This window comes from Frateuria sp., from assembly GCF_035943815.1.
In the GTDB taxonomy this organism is placed as follows: Bacteria; Pseudomonadota; Gammaproteobacteria; order Xanthomonadales; family Rhodanobacteraceae; genus Frateuria_A.
In genome coordinates this window covers 42,920-57,513 of the sequence record NZ_DASZBU010000014.1, presented here as the reverse complement: position 1 = coordinate 57,513, position 14,594 = coordinate 42,920, and the positions used below count along the sequence as shown (strand labels likewise).

Genomic DNA, 14,594 nt, shown 5'->3' with positions numbered 1-14,594 from the left:
TCCAGCGTCAGTGGGTAGGGTCGTGCGGCAGCGCGCTCGAAGGTCCCACGGTGGGGTCTGGCGGCGCGCTTGCCAAGGGTGCGGTATGCGAGGTCACGCGCGCGGCGATGACGGCGCCGACGGCCAGCAGCAGCGCGGACAGCACGAAGGCCAGGCCGGGCAGGTGCACCGGCGAGCCGGGCGCGATCGAGAAGGCGAACACCTGCGCGAACAGATACGGGCCGAAGATGCCGGCGAAGCTGCCCAGGCTGGTGATCGCCCCCTGCAGCCGCCCCTGTTCGGATGGATCGACCTGGTGCGTCATGATCGCCTGGATCGGCGGACCGGCCAGACTCCACAGCGCCATCAGCGGAATGCCGACCAGGAACAGCCAGCCCTGGCTCGCCACGCCCATCAACAGGAATGCGCCGATGCCGAACAGCATGCCCGCCAGCAGCACGCGCCGTTCGCCGAAGCGCGGCGTCAGCCTACCCGTGAGGAAGGCCTGCACCGAACCGTCGCAGGCGCCCACCAGCATCAGCACGAAGCCGACCGCCTGCGGACCCCAGCCGTAGCGGTAGTCCGCGTACAGCACGAAGGTGGTCTGCAGCACGTAGTGCGCCAGGTACACCAGGAACATCACCACACCCAGCCCGAGCACCTGCGGGTAGCGCCGCAGCAGCTTGAGCGAGCCCAGCGGATGGGCGCTGTGCAGTTCGAAGCGCGGCGTGCGCCGTTCTTTCGGCAGCGACTCAGGCAGGATGAAGAAGCCGTACAGGAAGTTGCACGCCGCCAGCCCCGCGGCGACCCAGAACGGCAGCCGCAGCGAGATGTCGCCGAGGAAGCCGCCCAGTCCCGGCCCCATGATGAAACCCAGCCCGAAGGCGCCGCCCAACACGCCGTAGGCCGCCGCGCGCTTCTCCTTCGGCGTAATGTCGGCGATATAGGCGTTGGCGGTGGTGAAGCTCGCCGCTGTCATGCCCAGCAACGTGCGGCTGACGAACAGCAGCCACAGCGTGGGCGCGAGCGCGAGCACCACGAAGTCGATCGCCAGCCCCAGGTTGGAGATCAGGATCACCGGCCGGCGTCCGAAGCGGTCCGACAGCGCACCCTGCACGGGCGAAAACGCGAACTGCACGACCGCGAACACGGTCGAGAACACCCCCACCCACCACGCGGCCTTCGCGATGCCGCCGCCGGCCAGTTGCTCGATCAGGTGCGGCAGCACCGGAATGACGATGCCGAAGGCCAGGATGTCCAGGAATACGGTGACGAAGATGAAGGCCACCGCGGCGCGGCGGCGCGTGTCGCTCAGGGCGGTGTGGGTCGAGTCCATGCGCGCGGGTCGGGCCGGTGAAGCGCGCACGATAGCGCAAAGGCGCGCCGGCATTGCTGCGGCCCAGGCAATAGCCCGTTGCCTATCCCTCGCCGCAGGCGGCAACACCCGCTCCCGGATCCTTCCCTGCGGATGTGGCGCGCAACTGGCGTCAGCGGTTCGGTTTCAACCACTCCTCAGCGCGGCGGCTGGGCCAGCTCCCGCGCGCTCAGGAAACCGTCGTGGTTGCGGTCCAGCCGGTGGAACTGCGCGCGCAGGTCGGCCTGGAAGTCGGCCAGCGTGCGCGGCGTGCGGCGCGGGCCGGGCGGCAGCTCGTCCGCCTCGAGCACGCCATCGCCGTTGGCGTCCATCGCGGCGAAGCCGGCGCTGAGATAGTCCACGTATTCCTGTTCGCTGATGCGCCCGTCGCCATTGCGGTCAAAGCGTGCCAGGTAGTCGGCGGCGGAGGCCGGGTAGTCCTGCGCCCGGGCGTGCGCACAGAGCAGGGCGAAAAGTGGGAGCAGGCGTCGCATCGGCGCATTGGAGCAGCCGTCCGTCGGCGATGGCAAGCGCCTGCGGCAGCGCGCTCAGGCCGTGCAAAGCGGAGCGGCGATGCGATTGCGCCCGGCCTACTTGGCTTCGTAGAGGGTGCGGTCGGCCCGGCGGATCAGCGCATCGGCGTCGTGTCGATCGGTCTCGCGCAACGCGACGCCGATCGACACGAAACCGATGGTCGCAAGACGTCCTGCGTTGTCGGCCGACGGTGGGAAAACCTCAGCGTGCGCCGTGGATGCCGATGAACTGCAGGAACTCCGCGCGCGTACGCGCGTCGTCGCGGAACGCGCCCAGCATCTGGCTGGTGACCATCGACACGCCGCGCTTGTGCACGCCGCGCGTGGTCATGCACTCGTGGCTGGCGTCGACCACCACCGCCACGCCGACCGGCTTGAGGTGTTCCTGGATGCAGTGCGCGATCTGCGCGGTGAGCTTCTCCTGCACCTGGAAACGGCGCGCGTAGCCCTCCACCACGCGGGCGAGCTTGCTGATGCCGACCACGCGGTTGGTCGGCAGGTAGCCCACGTGGGCGCGGCCGATGATCGGCGCCATATGGTGCTCGCAGTGGCTTTCGAACTCGATGTCGCGCAGCACCACCATCTCGTCGTAGCCCTCGACTTCCTTGAAGGTGCGCTTTAGGAATTCGGACGGATCGTCGGCGTAGCCGGAAAACCAGTCGCGGTAGGCCTTGACCACGCGCCGCGGCGTGTCCAGCAGTCCCTCGCGGGAGGGGTCGTCGCCGGCCCAGCGCAGCAGCGTGCGCACGGCTTCCTCGGCCTGGGCCTGGGTGACGTCGTTGGGGGTACTCGGTTCGCTCATCGCGGATGCCTTGGGCCGGGAGATTTGTGGCTTGCCACTTATGTGTCGTGGTTTTCCAGTGTAGCGAGCGTGTCAAGCCAGCCGACCTGGCGGGTGTGTAAAGCATTCGCCCGGCGACGTTGCCGAGGGCAAGGCCGCTTGGGCTCGGAGTCTCGACCGCTATGCGTCGTCTTCGACCAGGTCGCTGCCGATCTGCTCCATGGATGCGGCATCCGCCTCCTCGACATCCGGCGAAAGTCTCTTGGGCATGGCCCGCTTGGGCTTGATGCCCAGTTCACGCAGGCGCTCGGCTTGGCGGACCAGTCCCCGGCTTGGATCCTTGAGCGCTTTCTCGGCCGATTGCACGGCATGGGTAGCCTTGCCCAGCGCGTCGCTGATCGAAGTAACGTGTTCAGCGAACTGCGCGGCGGCGTTGTACATCAGTCCGCCGCGCTTGACGATCTCTTCCATGTTGCGGGTGGTTTTCTCCACGCGCCAGATGTATTCGACCGTGCGCAGCACGGTGAACAGTGTATTGGGCGAAACCAGCGCCACGCCTCGCTCGAGCGCGTACTGCGCCAGGTCGGGGTCCGCTTCGCTGGCAGCCATGAGCGCGCTTTCGATCGGCACGAACAGCAACGTGAAGTCCACGCTCTTCAGCTGGTAAAGCGCAGGGTAGTTCTTCTTCGAAAGATCGTTGATGTGGCGCCGCACCGAGGTGGCATGCTCGCTGATCGCCAGTGCCTTTGCTTCCTCGTCGCTGGCGGACACATACCGCTCATAGGCGACCAGCGAAACTTTCGCGTCGATCACGATCGCACGCTCCTGCGGCAAGTCGAGCACCACGTCAGGAACCAGCCGCTTCTCGCTGTCTTCGTCGTGGTGGCTGGCCTGGGTGCGGAAGCCGACACCTTCGCGCAGACCAGCCAGCTCGAGGATGCGCTGAAGCACGGCCTCGCCCCAAATGCCGCGGGTCTTGCTTTCGCCCAGCAGCGCATTGGTAAGGGACTGCGCCTTTGCGCCAATGTCCTGGTTCAGCTCAGTGAGGTGGCGGATCTGTGCGATCAGGCTTTCACGGGCCGTCAGATCGGCCTCGCGGGTGGCCTCAACCTTGCCTTTGAAGTCATCCAAAGTCTTGCTGAAAGGCGCAAGCAGGTCGGACAGCATGCTCTTCTGCTGCTCGTTGAGCTTGGCGCCTTTTTCTTCCAGGAGCGTGCTGGCGGCAAGACGGAACTCCTTTGCCATGGCTTCCTTCGCGTCTGCGAGAAGCTTGTCCGTTTCCGCCTCCCGCTGTCGCGTCGATCTCACTTCTTGTTCGAGGCGGGCGTTAGCCTCCGCCAGAGCGTTACGCTCGCCAACCAAGGCCTCGGTTGCGCGACTGATGGAAGCAAGTTGTTCGTTTGCGGTCGCCAGGGCCTGTTCCGTTGCTACGCACCGGCTGAGCGCGGCCGCCAGTTCCGCGCGCTTGGTGGAAGACTCCTCGCGCGCCATGTTCAATTGCTGCTCGAGTGGGCCGATCCGTTCTGCTTGGGCTTCGGCGCGGGCAAGGCGAGCGGGTATCTCCGGATCGAGCCCACGCGATGGGTTGCGGCCGCGCAGCAACAACGCCAGCTGCAGCAGGAAGACGACGACCACAAGAAAGGCAAGCATGGCTTGGGTGGACATAGGGAAATTCTCTCGATGACCCGTCCAGTTTACGCGCAGCCGTCTCAGCCGCCGCGACGACGCTTCGGTTGGAGTCGTTGCCGCAGGAAGCGCAGCGTGGCCCGTTCGAGCTGCCGGGGTTGCCCGGCGCAGGCCGGGCTGATCGCGCGATGCAGGCTGCCGTCCTGCCAGCCCTCGAATATCTCGGGATGGATGTAGGACTTGCGGCAGACCGCCGGCGTGTTGCCCAGCACCTCGGCCACCTGCTTGACCGCTTCGACCAGCACGTGGCGGCGCGCGCGTTCGCCGCCCGATTCGGGCAGCGGCGTGCGCGCCAGCACGCCGGCGGCATGGGCGGTGCCGCCCCAGGTGCGGAAGTCCTTGGCGCTGAAGGCCTCGCCGCAGGCTTCGCGCAGGTAGTCGTTGACCATGCCCGAGTCGATCGGTTGGCGTTCGCCGGTATCGTCCAGGTACTGGAACAGCCGTTGGCCCGGCAGTTGCTGCACGCGGCGCACGATGCGCGCCAGGCGCTTGTCGTCCAGCTCGACCTCCTGCTCCTGGCCGCTCTTGCCGCGGAAGCAGAAGCGCAGCCGGCCTCGCACCACACGCAGATGGCGCGAGCGCAGCGTGGTCAGGCCGTAGCTGTCGTTGTCCCGCGCATAGGCCTCGTTGCCGACGCGGATCAGAGTTTCGTCCAGCAGGCGTACCAGCAAGGCCAGCACCTTCTCGCGAGGCAGGCCGGTGAGCGCCAGATCCTGGCGGGCACGCCGCCGCAATTTGGGCAGGGCGGCACCGAAGGCCAGGATGCGATCGAACTTGCCGTGGTCGCGCAGCGCGTGCCAGTCCGGGTGGTAGCGGTACTGCTTGCGGCCGCGCGCATCGCGTCCGGTGGCCTGCAGGTGGCCGTCGGGATGGGCGCAGATCCATACCCCCTCGTAGGCCGGCGGGATGGCCAGTGCGCGGATGCGCGCCAGCTCGGCGCGGTCGGTCACCGGCCGGCCGTCGGCGTCGCAATAGCCGAAGCCCTTGCCCCGGCGCAGCCGGCGGATGCCCGGCTGCGTGTCGCTGACGTAGACCAGGCCGGCCGCACGCACCTCGGCGCGCAGCGCCGGATCGACTCCACTGGGGCAGGTGTTCATCGACCCGAAGTGTGGCGGCTGCATCGATCAAGGCCGTGTGCACGGGCCTTGCGCCAGGCCGTCTCCCCAACGGGGGCATCCCGCACGATGGTTGAACGCTGCCGGCCCGGAATCCTTCGCGTGGCGAGGCTCGCCAGCGGCGCCTACTCTACCCGGCAGAACACCGCCTTGAGGTAGCGCCCTTCCGGCACCTCGGCCTGGAACGGGTGGTCGGCGCCGGCGCCGCGCACGTCCAGCACCTGGATCGCGCGGCCGGCGTTGAGCGCCACGCGGCGCAGCATCTCCAGGAACGCTGCCTCTTCGACCAGGCCGGTGCAGGAGCAGGTCAACAGCAGGCCGCCGGGCGGGATCACCTCCAGCGCCAGACGGTTCATGGCGAAGTATTTCTTCAGTGCATCGGTGACGCGGTTGCGGTCGCGGGTGAGCTTGGCCGGATCCAGCACCACCGCGTCGTAGCGTTCGCCGCGTCCGATCGCCGCGCGCAGCCACTCGAAGATGTCGGCCTGCTGGAAATCCACCGCCAGCTGGTTGGCCGCCGCGTTGGCGCGGGCGATCTGAAGGATGCCCGGGTCCATGTCCACGCCGGTGGCTTCGCGCGCGCCGGCGGCCATCGCGTGCACGGCGAAGCCGCCGGCGTTGCAGCACAGGTCGAGCACGCGCCGACCTTTGGCGAGCGCAGCGAAGCGGCGGCGGTTCTCGCGCTGGTCGGCGAAAAAGCCGGTCTTGTGGCCATAGCCAGGCGCGGCGTGAAAGGCCAGGCCGTGCTCGTGCACCTCAACCGGCGCGGGCGGCTCGGGGCTGCGGCAGTCGAAGGATTCCTGCTTCTGCACATGGCTCTCGGCGAACCAGTACAGCCGCGCGCCCGGGAAGTGCTCCAGCAGCGCGGCGTGGATCGCCTCGCGGAACTTCCACATGCCGGCGGCGAAATACTCGACCACCAGGATGTCGGCGTAGCGGTCGACCACCAGACCGGAGAGGCCGTCGCCCTCGCTGTGCACCACGCGCCAGGCGTCGCTGGCCTCGTCCAGTTGCAGCAGTTGGCGGCGCAGCGCCACCGCTTCGCCGATGCGCGCTGCGATCCAGGCCGCGTCGATCGATTCGGCCGGGTCGCGGCTGAGCAGGCGCAGCGCAATGCGCGCATGGCCGTTCCAGAAACCGCGGCCGACGAAGCGGTCCTTGCTGTCCATCACCTCCACCACGCTGCCCGGCGGCAACCGGCCTTCCGGCTTGTATACCTGGGCGGACCATACCCACGGATGGCCGGGTGCGCGGTCGGACTTGAGGCGGACGATGGGCAGTTCGGCGGGCGTGGTCATCCGCCCATGATAGCCGCTGGCGTCAGCGCAGCCGGAGCACCAGCCACGACAGCACCGCGAGCAGGTTGGCGCCCAAGCGCGCCGTCGAGGGCCCGGCGATCGCCAGCGCGAACCCCTGCGTGCCGAAGTTCCATTCCAGCCACGGCCGCGCCAGGTGCATCGTGGTGTAGACGTTGAGGAAAGCGCCGGCATGCAGGCCATAGCTGAAGACCGGCGTGGCGATCAGCGGCAGCTGCAGCAGCTGGGCGACGCGGGAGAACGCCACGCCGCGTTCGCTGCCCTCGACCAGCAGCACGCCCGCGACCAGCACGAAGCCGAAGGCGACCAGCGCGAGCGCCGCGTGCAGGGTGTCGTAGGTCGAACCCATGCGCAGCAGGCGATGCAGGGCGCCCGCGGCGCCGTACAGGCCGCCGGCGATTTCTAGGATGCCGATCAGGCGGAAGAGGAAGCTGCGCATTCGAAGGTTCCGGGCGTTGGGCAGGCGCGGAGTGTGCCGGTTTTGCGGCGCGCCGTCTGCGCTCAGTCCAGCGCGTCGGCAAGTTCGTGCAGGTCGGCCACGTGCTGCTCCCACCAGCGCGGCTCGGCGGCGAACGGAAACGCGGAAGGAAAGGCCGGATCCGCCCAGCGCTGCGCGATCCAGCCCGCGTGGTGGACCTGGCGCATCGCACGCAGGGCGGGCACCAGGGCGAGTTCGGCCGGGTCGAAGTCGCGCATCGAGCCGTAGCCTTCCAGCAAGGCATCCATCGCGGCCGGGTCGTGGGCGAGCATCCACAGGTCCTGCACGGCCGGACCGGTGCGCGCGTCGTCCAGGTCGACGAAATGCGGGCCGGCGTCGGTCCACAACAGGTTGCCCGGGTGGCAGTCGCCGTGCAGGCGCAGTCCGCGTACCGGACCGACGGCGTCCAGGCGCGCCGCGACCGCGGCGTCGAGCCGGCGCACGGCTTCGCGGTAACGATCGGCCAGGTTGGCCGGCAGCAGGGGCGAGGCCAGCACGGCCTGCGCGGGGCGTTCGATCAGCGTGGCGCGATCGACGCGCTCGCGGTGGCGGAAGGCCTGGCGCGAGCCGACCGCGTGCAGGCGCGCGATCAGGCGGCCGAGCCACTGCAGCTGTTCGGCCGATTCGAGCGTGGGCGCCCGCCCGCCGTGGCGCGGGTAGACCGCATAGCGGTAGCCGGCATGCGCGAGCAGGGTGCGCCCCTCGAAGGCGAGCGGCGCGACCACCGGAAGCTCGGCCGCGGCCAGCTCGCTCGCGAAGGCGTGCTCCTCGGCGATCGCCGCGTCGCTCCAGCGGCCGGGCCGGTAGAACTTGGCAACCACCGGCGCGGCGTCCTCGATGCCGACCTGCCAGACCCGGTTCTCGTAGCTGTTGAGCGCGAGCAACCGGCCGTCCGGCCACAGGCCGCAGGCGCCGACCGCGTCGAGCACGAGGTCGGGGGTGAGGTTGGCGTAGGGTGTCGCGCTCATGCGCTCAACGCACCACCGCTCTGGTTGGCACCACCGCCATGGTGAGCCGCGAGATGCACACCAGCGTGCCTTCCTCGTTCTCGATGCGGATCTCCCACACCTGCGTGGAGCGCCCCAGGTGCAGCGCCCTGGCCGTGCCGGTGACGACACCCGCGCGCACGCCGCGCACGTGGTTGGCGTTGATGTCCAGGCCTACCGCCACCTCCTGCTCCGGATCGAGCGTCAGCAGCGCGGCGGTGCTGCCCAGCGTCTCGGCCAGCGCCACCGAGGCGCCGCCGTGCAGCAGGCCGAACGGCTGCTGTGTGCGCGCATCCACCGGCATGGTGCCGGCGAGCCAGTCCTCGCCGATGGCGGTCATGCGGATGTCCAGCGCCTGCATCAGCGTGTTCCGGCTCCAGCCGTTGATGCGCTCGAGGTCGGGTGCCTGCTTCCAGATCGCCATGGGGTGAGCCGTTCGTGGGAAAGCATGCATTGTCCGTCCACGGCCCTCGCGGCGACAATGCGCGGGTGTTCACCATCTCCCTCTCCAGATCCGGCCGCCGCTTCGAGGCGGCGCCGGGCGAAACCGTGCTCGAGGCGGCCCAGCGCGCCGGCATCGCGCTGCCGTATTCCTGCCGCGCGGGGGTGTGCGGCAGCTGCAAGGCCACGCTTATCTCCGGCCGCTGCGACTATCCGCGCAACCCGCCGGTAGCGCTGGGCGCCCGGGCAGCGGCCGGGCACGCGATCCTGATGTGCCAGGCAGTGCCGGCCAGCGACCTGGTGATCGCCGCGCGCGAGGTAGCGTCGGTCGAGGACATTGCCTGCCGCCGGCTCGTCGTCGAAGTGGTCGGCAAGCACCCCCTGGCGGCGGACGCCACCGGCCTGATGCTGCGGCCCGCGCCGGGCGAGGCGCCGCTCAAGTGGCTGCCCGGCCAGTACCTGGACGTCCTGCTGGAGGGGGGCAAGCGCCGGCCGTTCTCGATCGCCAGCGGTCCGCGCGCGGACGGCCTGATCGAACTGCACGTGCGCCACGTGGCCGGCGGCGGCTTCACCTCGTGGGTGTACGAGGGGCTGAAGATCGGCGACCGCCTGCACATCGAGGCACCGCTGGGTACCTTCGTGCCGCGCGAGGATTCGGAGCGGCCGATGGTGTTCATGGCCGGCGGTACCGGCTTCGCCCCTGTCAAGGCGATCGTCGAGCACTTTCTCGCACTGGGCACGCGACGGCCGATCGCGCTGTACTGGGGCGCGCGCAGCGCAGGCGACCTGTACCTGCGCGCGCTGGCCGAGCGCTGGGCGCGCGAGGCGCCGAACCTCACCTTCCATCCGGTGCTGTCCGATCCGGAACAGGCCGCGGCCGCCGGCCTGCGCGCCGGCCTGGTGCACGAGGCGGTGCTGGAGGACGTGCCGGACCTGTCCGGCCACGAGGTCTACATGAGCGGCCCGCCGGCGATGGTCGATGCCGGCCGGCGCCTGTTCACCGAGGCCGGCCTGCCCGAAGAGCGGCTGTACTTCGATTCGTTCGACTACGCGCCCGACGTGCTGGCGCAGATCCTCGCCGGCCGTGCCGGCATCGAAGGCTAACTGCCTGCTGCCGTTACTTGTTTCCCTTGGCCAGCGGCAACTGCGCCTGCTGCCAGGCCAGCACGCCGCCGCCCAGGGTATAGACCTTGGTGAAGCCGGCCTTGACCAGGCGCTGCGCGGCCCTGTCCGAGCCGCGGCCGTCCTTGTCCATGACCACCACCGGCAGGTCCTTGGCCTTGGCCAGGTCCTTGTGTTCGGGATCGAACTGGCTGGGCAGCACGTGACGCGCGCCGGGCACGTGCATCTTCTCGAAGTCGGCGCGGGCGGACAGGTCCACCAGCAGCGGGCTCTCGCGGTTGATCAGCAGGGTGAGTCCGGCGGGCGTCAGCTCCTTGTACTTGCGCAGCAGGCGGCCGAACTCCAGCGCCACCAGCGCGAGCAGGATGATCACGAACAGCGCCGACAGCGCCAGGTGGTTGCCGACGAAGGTCGGCAGCTTGTGCAGGAAATCGTTCATCGGTCGCTGGGCCCGGCAGTGTGCGCAAACCGGCGATTATCCGGGAGCGCCGCGGCGGGCGCAAAGGACCATCGGAGCCGTTACCCGTCATCGACGATGACGGAGTTGGGGAACTTGAGGCTTAGTCCTGCGTGATGTCCGGCAGGCCGGTGGTCAGCCACCAGCGCTTCTTTTCCGGATCGTAGCGCCAGGTCTGGCGGTCGATCACCGTGCGCTCGGCCTGCGTGTTGAGGTTGACCAGGCCGATCTGCACCACCTGGCGCACCTGGTTCTCGCCGTCGGGCACCGGGCCGGCGCCTTCGTCGTAGCCGGTCACGCGCACCTGCTGGTAGCGCGCCAGGTCCAGCGACGTGGGCGTGTGCGTCGCGCGCACCTTGGGGTCGATGAACTGCAGCGCGCTCTGGAAGTCACCCCAGCGCAGGGTGCCTGCGTAAGCATTGAGCGTGGTGATCAGTGCCTGGTTGCGCTGGTCCGTGGCGCAGCCGGCGCACAGCATGGCTGCGAGCGCGAGCAGCGGAAGCAAATAGCGGCGCATGGACACGGTCCCCGGATGGCGAAGCTTCATTGTGCCTCAAGCGCGCCGCTTGGCGACGAAGCGCGCCTGCAGCGTGGCGGCCGCCCGGCGCTCGTTGCCCGGCACCATGCAAAACACCTCGATGCGTGCCTTGCCGAGCGTATCGAGCGTACCGAAGAACGTGTTCCAGTCGGCATCCTGAGCCGGCTGCGCCTGCGCCTGGAAGTCGCTCCACACCGGCTCGAGGTAGCGCACGGTCGACCCACCGACGAACACGTCGCAGTCCTCGCCACGTTCCTGCAGTCGGAGTTCCACCAGCGCCCAGCCGGCCAGCGTCATCAGGCTGGCCAGACTGCCGCCGAAGGCGCAGCCCTTGTCGTTGACGTTGGGCGCGAGCGGCGCGGCCAGGGCGAGCATGTCGCGGGAGTAATGGTGCAGGCGCAGGTCCATCGCGCGGGCGAGCGGAATCTTGGTGCGGATGAAGTCGAGCAGGTCGTCGACGAGCTGTTGCGGGTCGGTCACGAGTCAGGGCGTCGAAGGAAAGGCCGTCATTGTAGCGGGCTACACTGGAAGCCTCTTTCCGCAGGGAGCCTAAGCGGTGGCGCATGCCCGCACCGAGGAACTGAAGGGCCGGACGATCGTGATCACCCGGCCTGCCGGCACGGTCTCGGCGTTCGCGCGCCAGGTGCGCGCGCGCGGCGGCGTGCCACTGTTGCTGCCCGGGCTGGCGCTGCGCGCGGCCGAAGACCAAGCGCTTGCAGGCACGCAATTGCGCGAAGCGCTGCGTTCCGACCCGTTGCTGCTGTTCACCAGCCCGGCCGCGGTGCGCTTCGCGGCGGCGCTGGCGCCGCTGCGCACGCGTGCGGCGGTGTTGGCGGTCGGGCAGGGCACGGCCGCCGCGCTGCGCCGGCATGGCCTCGCCGTGCAGGCGCCCACCCGGCGGCAGGACAGCGAAGGCCTGCTCGACCTGCCCGCGCTGCGCGACCTGCGCGGCCGTGGCGTCGCATTGGTCGGCGCGGCGGGCGGGCGCGGCCTGCTGCAGCAGCGGCTGGTGGAGGGCGGCGCGCGGTTGCGCGAAGTGCAGGTGTACCGGCGCGCCGCGCCACGGCTGGACCGCCGCCATGTCGAAGCGGTGTCCCATCTGCCGATCAGCGCCCGCGTACTGCTCTCCAGCGCGCAGGCGCTGGCGAACCTGCGCGAGGGCTTGCCGGCGCCAGCCTGGGCGCGCCTGTGCAGGACTGTCGCGGTCGCCAGCAGCGAACGCCTGGAAGTCGCCGCCCGCGAAGCCGGTTTCGGCCGCGTCCGCCGCGCGGCTTCGGCGATGCCTGCCGATCTGCTCGCCGCAGCACGCTGAGCCGCGACGCGGGCGACCGATGCCCGCGCGAGCGGGGGCGTCGCAGCCGAGGCCCCGGCTTCACGCCCGCCATGCGAAGCCCCGCATGCGGGCTGCTAGCATGGCGCGCATGAGCCAAGACGACCTCGACGCCGATCGTCCCGCCGCGCCGACTCCGGCCGCCGCGCCCGCCCGCCGCCCCGTGCCTGCGCCCGCGCCGCGACGCGGCGGCGCGCTTGCGCTGGCCCTGCTGCTGGCCATGCTCGCGCTGGTGCTGGCCGGCTACGTGGCCTGGCGCCAGTGGCAGCAGGCGCAGGGCACGGCCAGCGACAGCCGCACGCTCAACGGCCTGGACGAGCGCGTCGGTCACCTGGAAAGCACGCTTGCCGGCATGGGCGACGAACGCACCCTGCTGCGCCAGCGCCTGGGCGATGCCGAGCAGGTCAATCGCGGCCTGCGCGAGGAATTGCTCGGCCAGTCCGAGCGCCTGCGCAATCTCGAGGACGCGGTCGCCAAGCTTTCGGAAAAGAGCCTCTCCGGCCACGACGCCATGCTGCTGGACGAGACCGAAACGCTGCTGCGCATGGGTCAGCAACGCTACGCGCTGTTCCATGACGCGCAGGGCGCCGCGGCTGCCTACGGGCTGGCCGATCAGGCGCTGGCGGCGGTCAACGACGGTGCCTTCTCCGGCGTGCGCCAGAGCATCGCCGCCGAACGCGAGGCGCTGGAGCAGAGCCAGCCGCGCACCAACGCTGTCGATACCCTGCAGCAGTTGCGCGGCGCGCTGCAGACGCTGCCGCTCAAGCCGCAGGACATGCCGGCCGCCAGCGCCAGTCCCGGAGCCTGGGAGCGCATCCGCCACGCGCTGGCGAGCGTGGTCAGCGTGCAGCGCGACAGCGGGGCGCCGCTGGCGGTCGCCGACGCGCGCTTCGCCCGCGAGCTGACCGCGCTGGACCTGGCGCAGGCCCAGGCCGCGTTGCTGGGGGCCGATGTCGAGGCGGCGCATGCGGCGATCGCGCGCGCGCAGGCAGCCCTGGCCGCACAGTTCGACACCGCCGACGCGGCGGTCGCGCACGTGCAGGCACAGCTGGCCGCGCTGGCGCAGTCGCTCAAGCCGACCGCCCCGGTCCAGCTGGGCGCCGCGCTGGCCGAACTGCGCAACCTGCGCGCGGTGCATGCCCTCAAGGCGGTCGACGCCGTACCCGCGCGCGCCGCCAGCACGGGGCGCCGGCCGTGAAGCTGTGGCGCTGGCTGTTGTTGCTGATCATCGTCGCGGCGCTCGCCGCGTTCGGCTGGCACTGGGTCGCCGACGACCCCGGCTACGTGCTGGTGCGCCTGCGCGGCTGGCGCGTGGAGACCACCGTGGTGGTCGCGCTGGTGATCGTGCTGCTGGCCTGGGTCGTCTTCACCGGCCTGTGGCGCCTGCTGCGCTGGCCCTTCGGCGCAATGACGCGGCGGCACCGGCGCATCAGCCGCCAGCGGCTGGCCAGCGGCCTGGTCGCGCTGATGGAAGGCCGCCACGGCGATGCGGAGCGCGACCTGGAACGCGCCGCGCGCCTGGACGCGTTGCGTGGCCCGGCCCTGCTGGCTTCGGCCGAAGCGGCGTCCCGCCGCGGAGAACCGGCGCGCGCGCTGGAGGCACTCAATCGCGCCGGCCAGGCCGCGCCACAGGCGGCCCGCGTGGTGCGTGCCCGCGTGCTGCGCCGAGACGGCAAGCCGGCTGAAGCGCTCGCACTGCTTGCGCCGGAGGCCGACAGCGGCCGCCTGACGCCCGGCGGCTGGCACGAACTGGCGCTGGCCGCGCTCGCCAACGGCGACCCGCGCCGCGCCATGAGCGCACTGGAGCCGCTGCAGAAAAGCGGCGCGCTGGGCACGCAGCGCTTCGCCGCGCTGGAAGCGCAGGTGCTCGTCGCCGCGATCGATGCCGCGCCGGACGGCCAGGCGCTCAACGCCCTGTGGTCGCAGTTGGGCAAGGGCCAGCGCCGCGCGAGCGCCGTGGTCGACGCCTATGCCCGCCGCGCGGCCGCCTTCGGGCTGGTGCTGCCGGCGATGGACGAACTGGAATCCGCGCTGCGCCGCGAATGGTCTTCGCAGCTGGCGCAGACCTGGGGTGCGCTCGGTGGCGACGACCTCGACGCTCGCCTGCGCCGCGCCGAAGCCTGGCTCGACGCCCACCCCAACGACCCGGGCCTGCTGCTCGCGCTCGGCCGCATGTGCGTGCGCCAGCAACTCTGGGGCAAGGCGCGCGGCTATCTCGAACGCTCGCTCGCCATCGCTCCGGGCCCCGGCGCATGGGAAGCCTTGGGCGATACCTGTGTCGGCCAGGGTGACATCCCGCTCGCCCAGCGCTGCTACCGCAACGCGCTGGCACTCACCCGCAGCGAGGCCGCTGTCGAGTTGCCGCGCGAGAGCCGGCTGTCGCATCCGGACACGCGCTCGCTGGCGGTGGAAGAGCGCGACCAGCACGGCGTACCGAGGCTGCGCGAGTAGCGCAGCCGTCCGGGCCGCCCAGGCCGC

16 protein-coding genes are annotated in these 14,594 nt (G+C 70.4%); 4 read left to right on the top strand and 12 right to left on the bottom strand.

The window, feature by feature from the left end:
* Window positions 1-7: 7 nt before the first annotated feature.
* The 9 genes from VGU65_RS09625 to VGU65_RS09585 all read right to left on the bottom strand — a co-directional run bounded on the left by VGU65_RS09625 (window position 8) and on the right by VGU65_RS09585 (window position 8,652).
* Window positions 8-1,315: a TCR/Tet family MFS transporter gene (locus VGU65_RS09625; RefSeq protein ID WP_327475142.1), complete on the bottom strand. Its 1,308-nt coding sequence runs from the start codon at window positions 1,313-1,315 to the stop codon at window positions 8-10.
* Window positions 1,316-1,491: 176 nt separating this feature from the next.
* The gene (locus VGU65_RS09620) at window positions 1,492-1,827 is read right to left on the bottom strand and encodes an EF-hand domain-containing protein (protein WP_327475141.1); all 336 of its coding nucleotides are present in this window, start codon (window positions 1,825-1,827) and stop codon (window positions 1,492-1,494) included.
* Between the two features lie 241 nt (window positions 1,828-2,068).
* Complete coding sequence (folE, locus tag VGU65_RS09615) at window positions 2,069-2,668, bottom strand: GTP cyclohydrolase I FolE (RefSeq protein WP_327475139.1); 600 nt, start codon at window positions 2,666-2,668, stop codon at window positions 2,069-2,071.
* Window positions 2,669-2,827: 159 nt separating this feature from the next.
* Window positions 2,828-4,312 carry a DNA recombination protein RmuC gene (locus VGU65_RS09610; RefSeq protein ID WP_327475137.1) on the bottom strand — a complete coding sequence of 495 codons (1,485 nt, stop codon included), beginning with the start codon at window positions 4,310-4,312 and terminating at the stop codon, window positions 2,828-2,830.
* A 44-nt stretch (window positions 4,313-4,356) separates the two neighbouring features.
* Window positions 4,357-5,430: a DNA topoisomerase IB gene (locus VGU65_RS09605; RefSeq protein WP_327475136.1), complete on the bottom strand. Its 1,074-nt coding sequence runs from the start codon at window positions 5,428-5,430 to the stop codon at window positions 4,357-4,359.
* Window positions 5,431-5,573: 143 nt separating this feature from the next.
* Entirely contained in the window at window positions 5,574-6,746 is a 1,173-nt protein-coding gene (locus tag VGU65_RS09600) for a class I SAM-dependent rRNA methyltransferase (RefSeq protein WP_327475134.1), read from the bottom strand.
* A 22-nt stretch (window positions 6,747-6,768) separates the two neighbouring features.
* The gene (locus tag VGU65_RS09595; protein WP_327475131.1) at window positions 6,769-7,203 is read right to left on the bottom strand and encodes a hypothetical protein; all 435 of its coding nucleotides are present in this window, start codon (window positions 7,201-7,203) and stop codon (window positions 6,769-6,771) included.
* 62 nt (window positions 7,204-7,265) lie between these two features.
* Window positions 7,266-8,210 (bottom strand): serine/threonine protein kinase, encoded by a 945-nt coding sequence (locus tag VGU65_RS09590; protein ID WP_327475130.1) that lies wholly within the window; start codon window positions 8,208-8,210, stop codon window positions 7,266-7,268.
* Window positions 8,211-8,214: 4 nt separating this feature from the next.
* The gene (locus tag VGU65_RS09585) at window positions 8,215-8,652 is read right to left on the bottom strand and encodes a hotdog fold thioesterase (RefSeq protein WP_327475129.1); all 438 of its coding nucleotides are present in this window, start codon (window positions 8,650-8,652) and stop codon (window positions 8,215-8,217) included.
* 65 nt (window positions 8,653-8,717) lie between these two features.
* Between VGU65_RS09585 and VGU65_RS09580 the strand changes: the two genes are divergently transcribed.
* A complete protein-coding gene (locus VGU65_RS09580; RefSeq protein WP_327475127.1) occupies window positions 8,718-9,773 on the top strand; it encodes a 2Fe-2S iron-sulfur cluster-binding protein in 1,056 nt (351 codons plus the stop codon).
* A gap of 13 nt (window positions 9,774-9,786) precedes the next feature.
* On the opposite strand, the gene VGU65_RS09575 is transcribed toward VGU65_RS09580, so the two are convergent.
* From VGU65_RS09575 to VGU65_RS09565, 3 genes are all read right to left on the bottom strand, one after another.
* Complete coding sequence (locus VGU65_RS09575) at window positions 9,787-10,230, bottom strand: rhodanese-like domain-containing protein (protein WP_327475125.1); 444 nt, start codon at window positions 10,228-10,230, stop codon at window positions 9,787-9,789.
* A gap of 121 nt (window positions 10,231-10,351) precedes the next feature.
* A complete protein-coding gene (locus VGU65_RS09570) occupies window positions 10,352-10,765 on the bottom strand; it encodes a hypothetical protein (RefSeq protein WP_327475123.1) in 414 nt (137 codons plus the stop codon).
* A 36-nt stretch (window positions 10,766-10,801) separates the two neighbouring features.
* On the bottom strand, window positions 10,802-11,266 hold the full coding sequence (locus tag VGU65_RS09565) for a YiiD C-terminal domain-containing protein (RefSeq protein ID WP_327475121.1): 465 nt from the start codon (window positions 11,264-11,266) through the stop codon (window positions 10,802-10,804).
* 76 nt (window positions 11,267-11,342) lie between these two features.
* On the opposite strand from VGU65_RS09565, the gene VGU65_RS09560 reads away from it, so the two are divergent.
* From VGU65_RS09560 to VGU65_RS09550, 3 genes are all read left to right on the top strand, one after another.
* A complete protein-coding gene (locus VGU65_RS09560; RefSeq protein WP_327475119.1) occupies window positions 11,343-12,098 on the top strand; it encodes a uroporphyrinogen-III synthase in 756 nt (251 codons plus the stop codon).
* Between the two features lie 109 nt (window positions 12,099-12,207).
* Entirely contained in the window at window positions 12,208-13,314 is a 1,107-nt protein-coding gene (locus tag VGU65_RS09555) for a uroporphyrinogen-III C-methyltransferase (RefSeq protein WP_327475117.1), read from the top strand.
* Window positions 13,311-14,567, top strand: a complete 1,257-nt coding sequence (locus VGU65_RS09550; protein WP_327475115.1) for a heme biosynthesis HemY N-terminal domain-containing protein — start codon at window positions 13,311-13,313, stop codon at window positions 14,565-14,567. The genes VGU65_RS09555 and VGU65_RS09550 overlap by 4 nt, the downstream gene beginning before the upstream one ends.
* Window positions 14,568-14,594 lie beyond the last annotated feature (27 nt).

Coding starts and splice junctions, on each gene's coding strand:
- VGU65_RS09585 (WP_327475129.1), bottom strand. CDS start 8,652: ATGGCGATCTGGAAGCAGGCACCCGACCTCGAGCGCATCAACGGCTGG.
- VGU65_RS09620 (WP_327475141.1), bottom strand. CDS start 1,827: ATGCGACGCCTGCTCCCACTTTTCGCCCTGCTCTGTGCGCACGCCCGG.
- VGU65_RS09600 (WP_327475134.1), bottom strand. CDS start 6,746: ATGACCACGCCCGCCGAACTGCCCATCGTCCGCCTCAAGTCCGACCGC.
- VGU65_RS09570 (WP_327475123.1), bottom strand. CDS start 10,765: ATGCGCCGCTATTTGCTTCCGCTGCTCGCGCTCGCAGCCATGCTGTGC.
- VGU65_RS09595 (WP_327475131.1), bottom strand. CDS start 7,203: ATGCGCAGCTTCCTCTTCCGCCTGATCGGCATCCTAGAAATCGCCGGC.
- VGU65_RS09605 (WP_327475136.1), bottom strand. CDS start 5,430: ATGAACACCTGCCCCAGTGGAGTCGATCCGGCGCTGCGCGCCGAGGTG.
- VGU65_RS09610 (WP_327475137.1), bottom strand. CDS start 4,312: ATGTCCACCCAAGCCATGCTTGCCTTTCTTGTGGTCGTCGTCTTCCTG.
- VGU65_RS09590 (WP_327475130.1), bottom strand. CDS start 8,210: ATGAGCGCGACACCCTACGCCAACCTCACCCCCGACCTCGTGCTCGAC.
- folE (WP_327475139.1), bottom strand. CDS start 2,668: ATGAGCGAACCGAGTACCCCCAACGACGTCACCCAGGCCCAGGCCGAG.
- VGU65_RS09575 (WP_327475125.1), bottom strand. CDS start 10,230: ATGAACGATTTCCTGCACAAGCTGCCGACCTTCGTCGGCAACCACCTG.
- VGU65_RS09625 (WP_327475142.1), bottom strand. CDS start 1,315: ATGGACTCGACCCACACCGCCCTGAGCGACACGCGCCGCCGCGCCGCG.
- VGU65_RS09555 (WP_327475117.1), top strand. CDS start 12,208: ATGAGCCAAGACGACCTCGACGCCGATCGTCCCGCCGCGCCGACTCCG.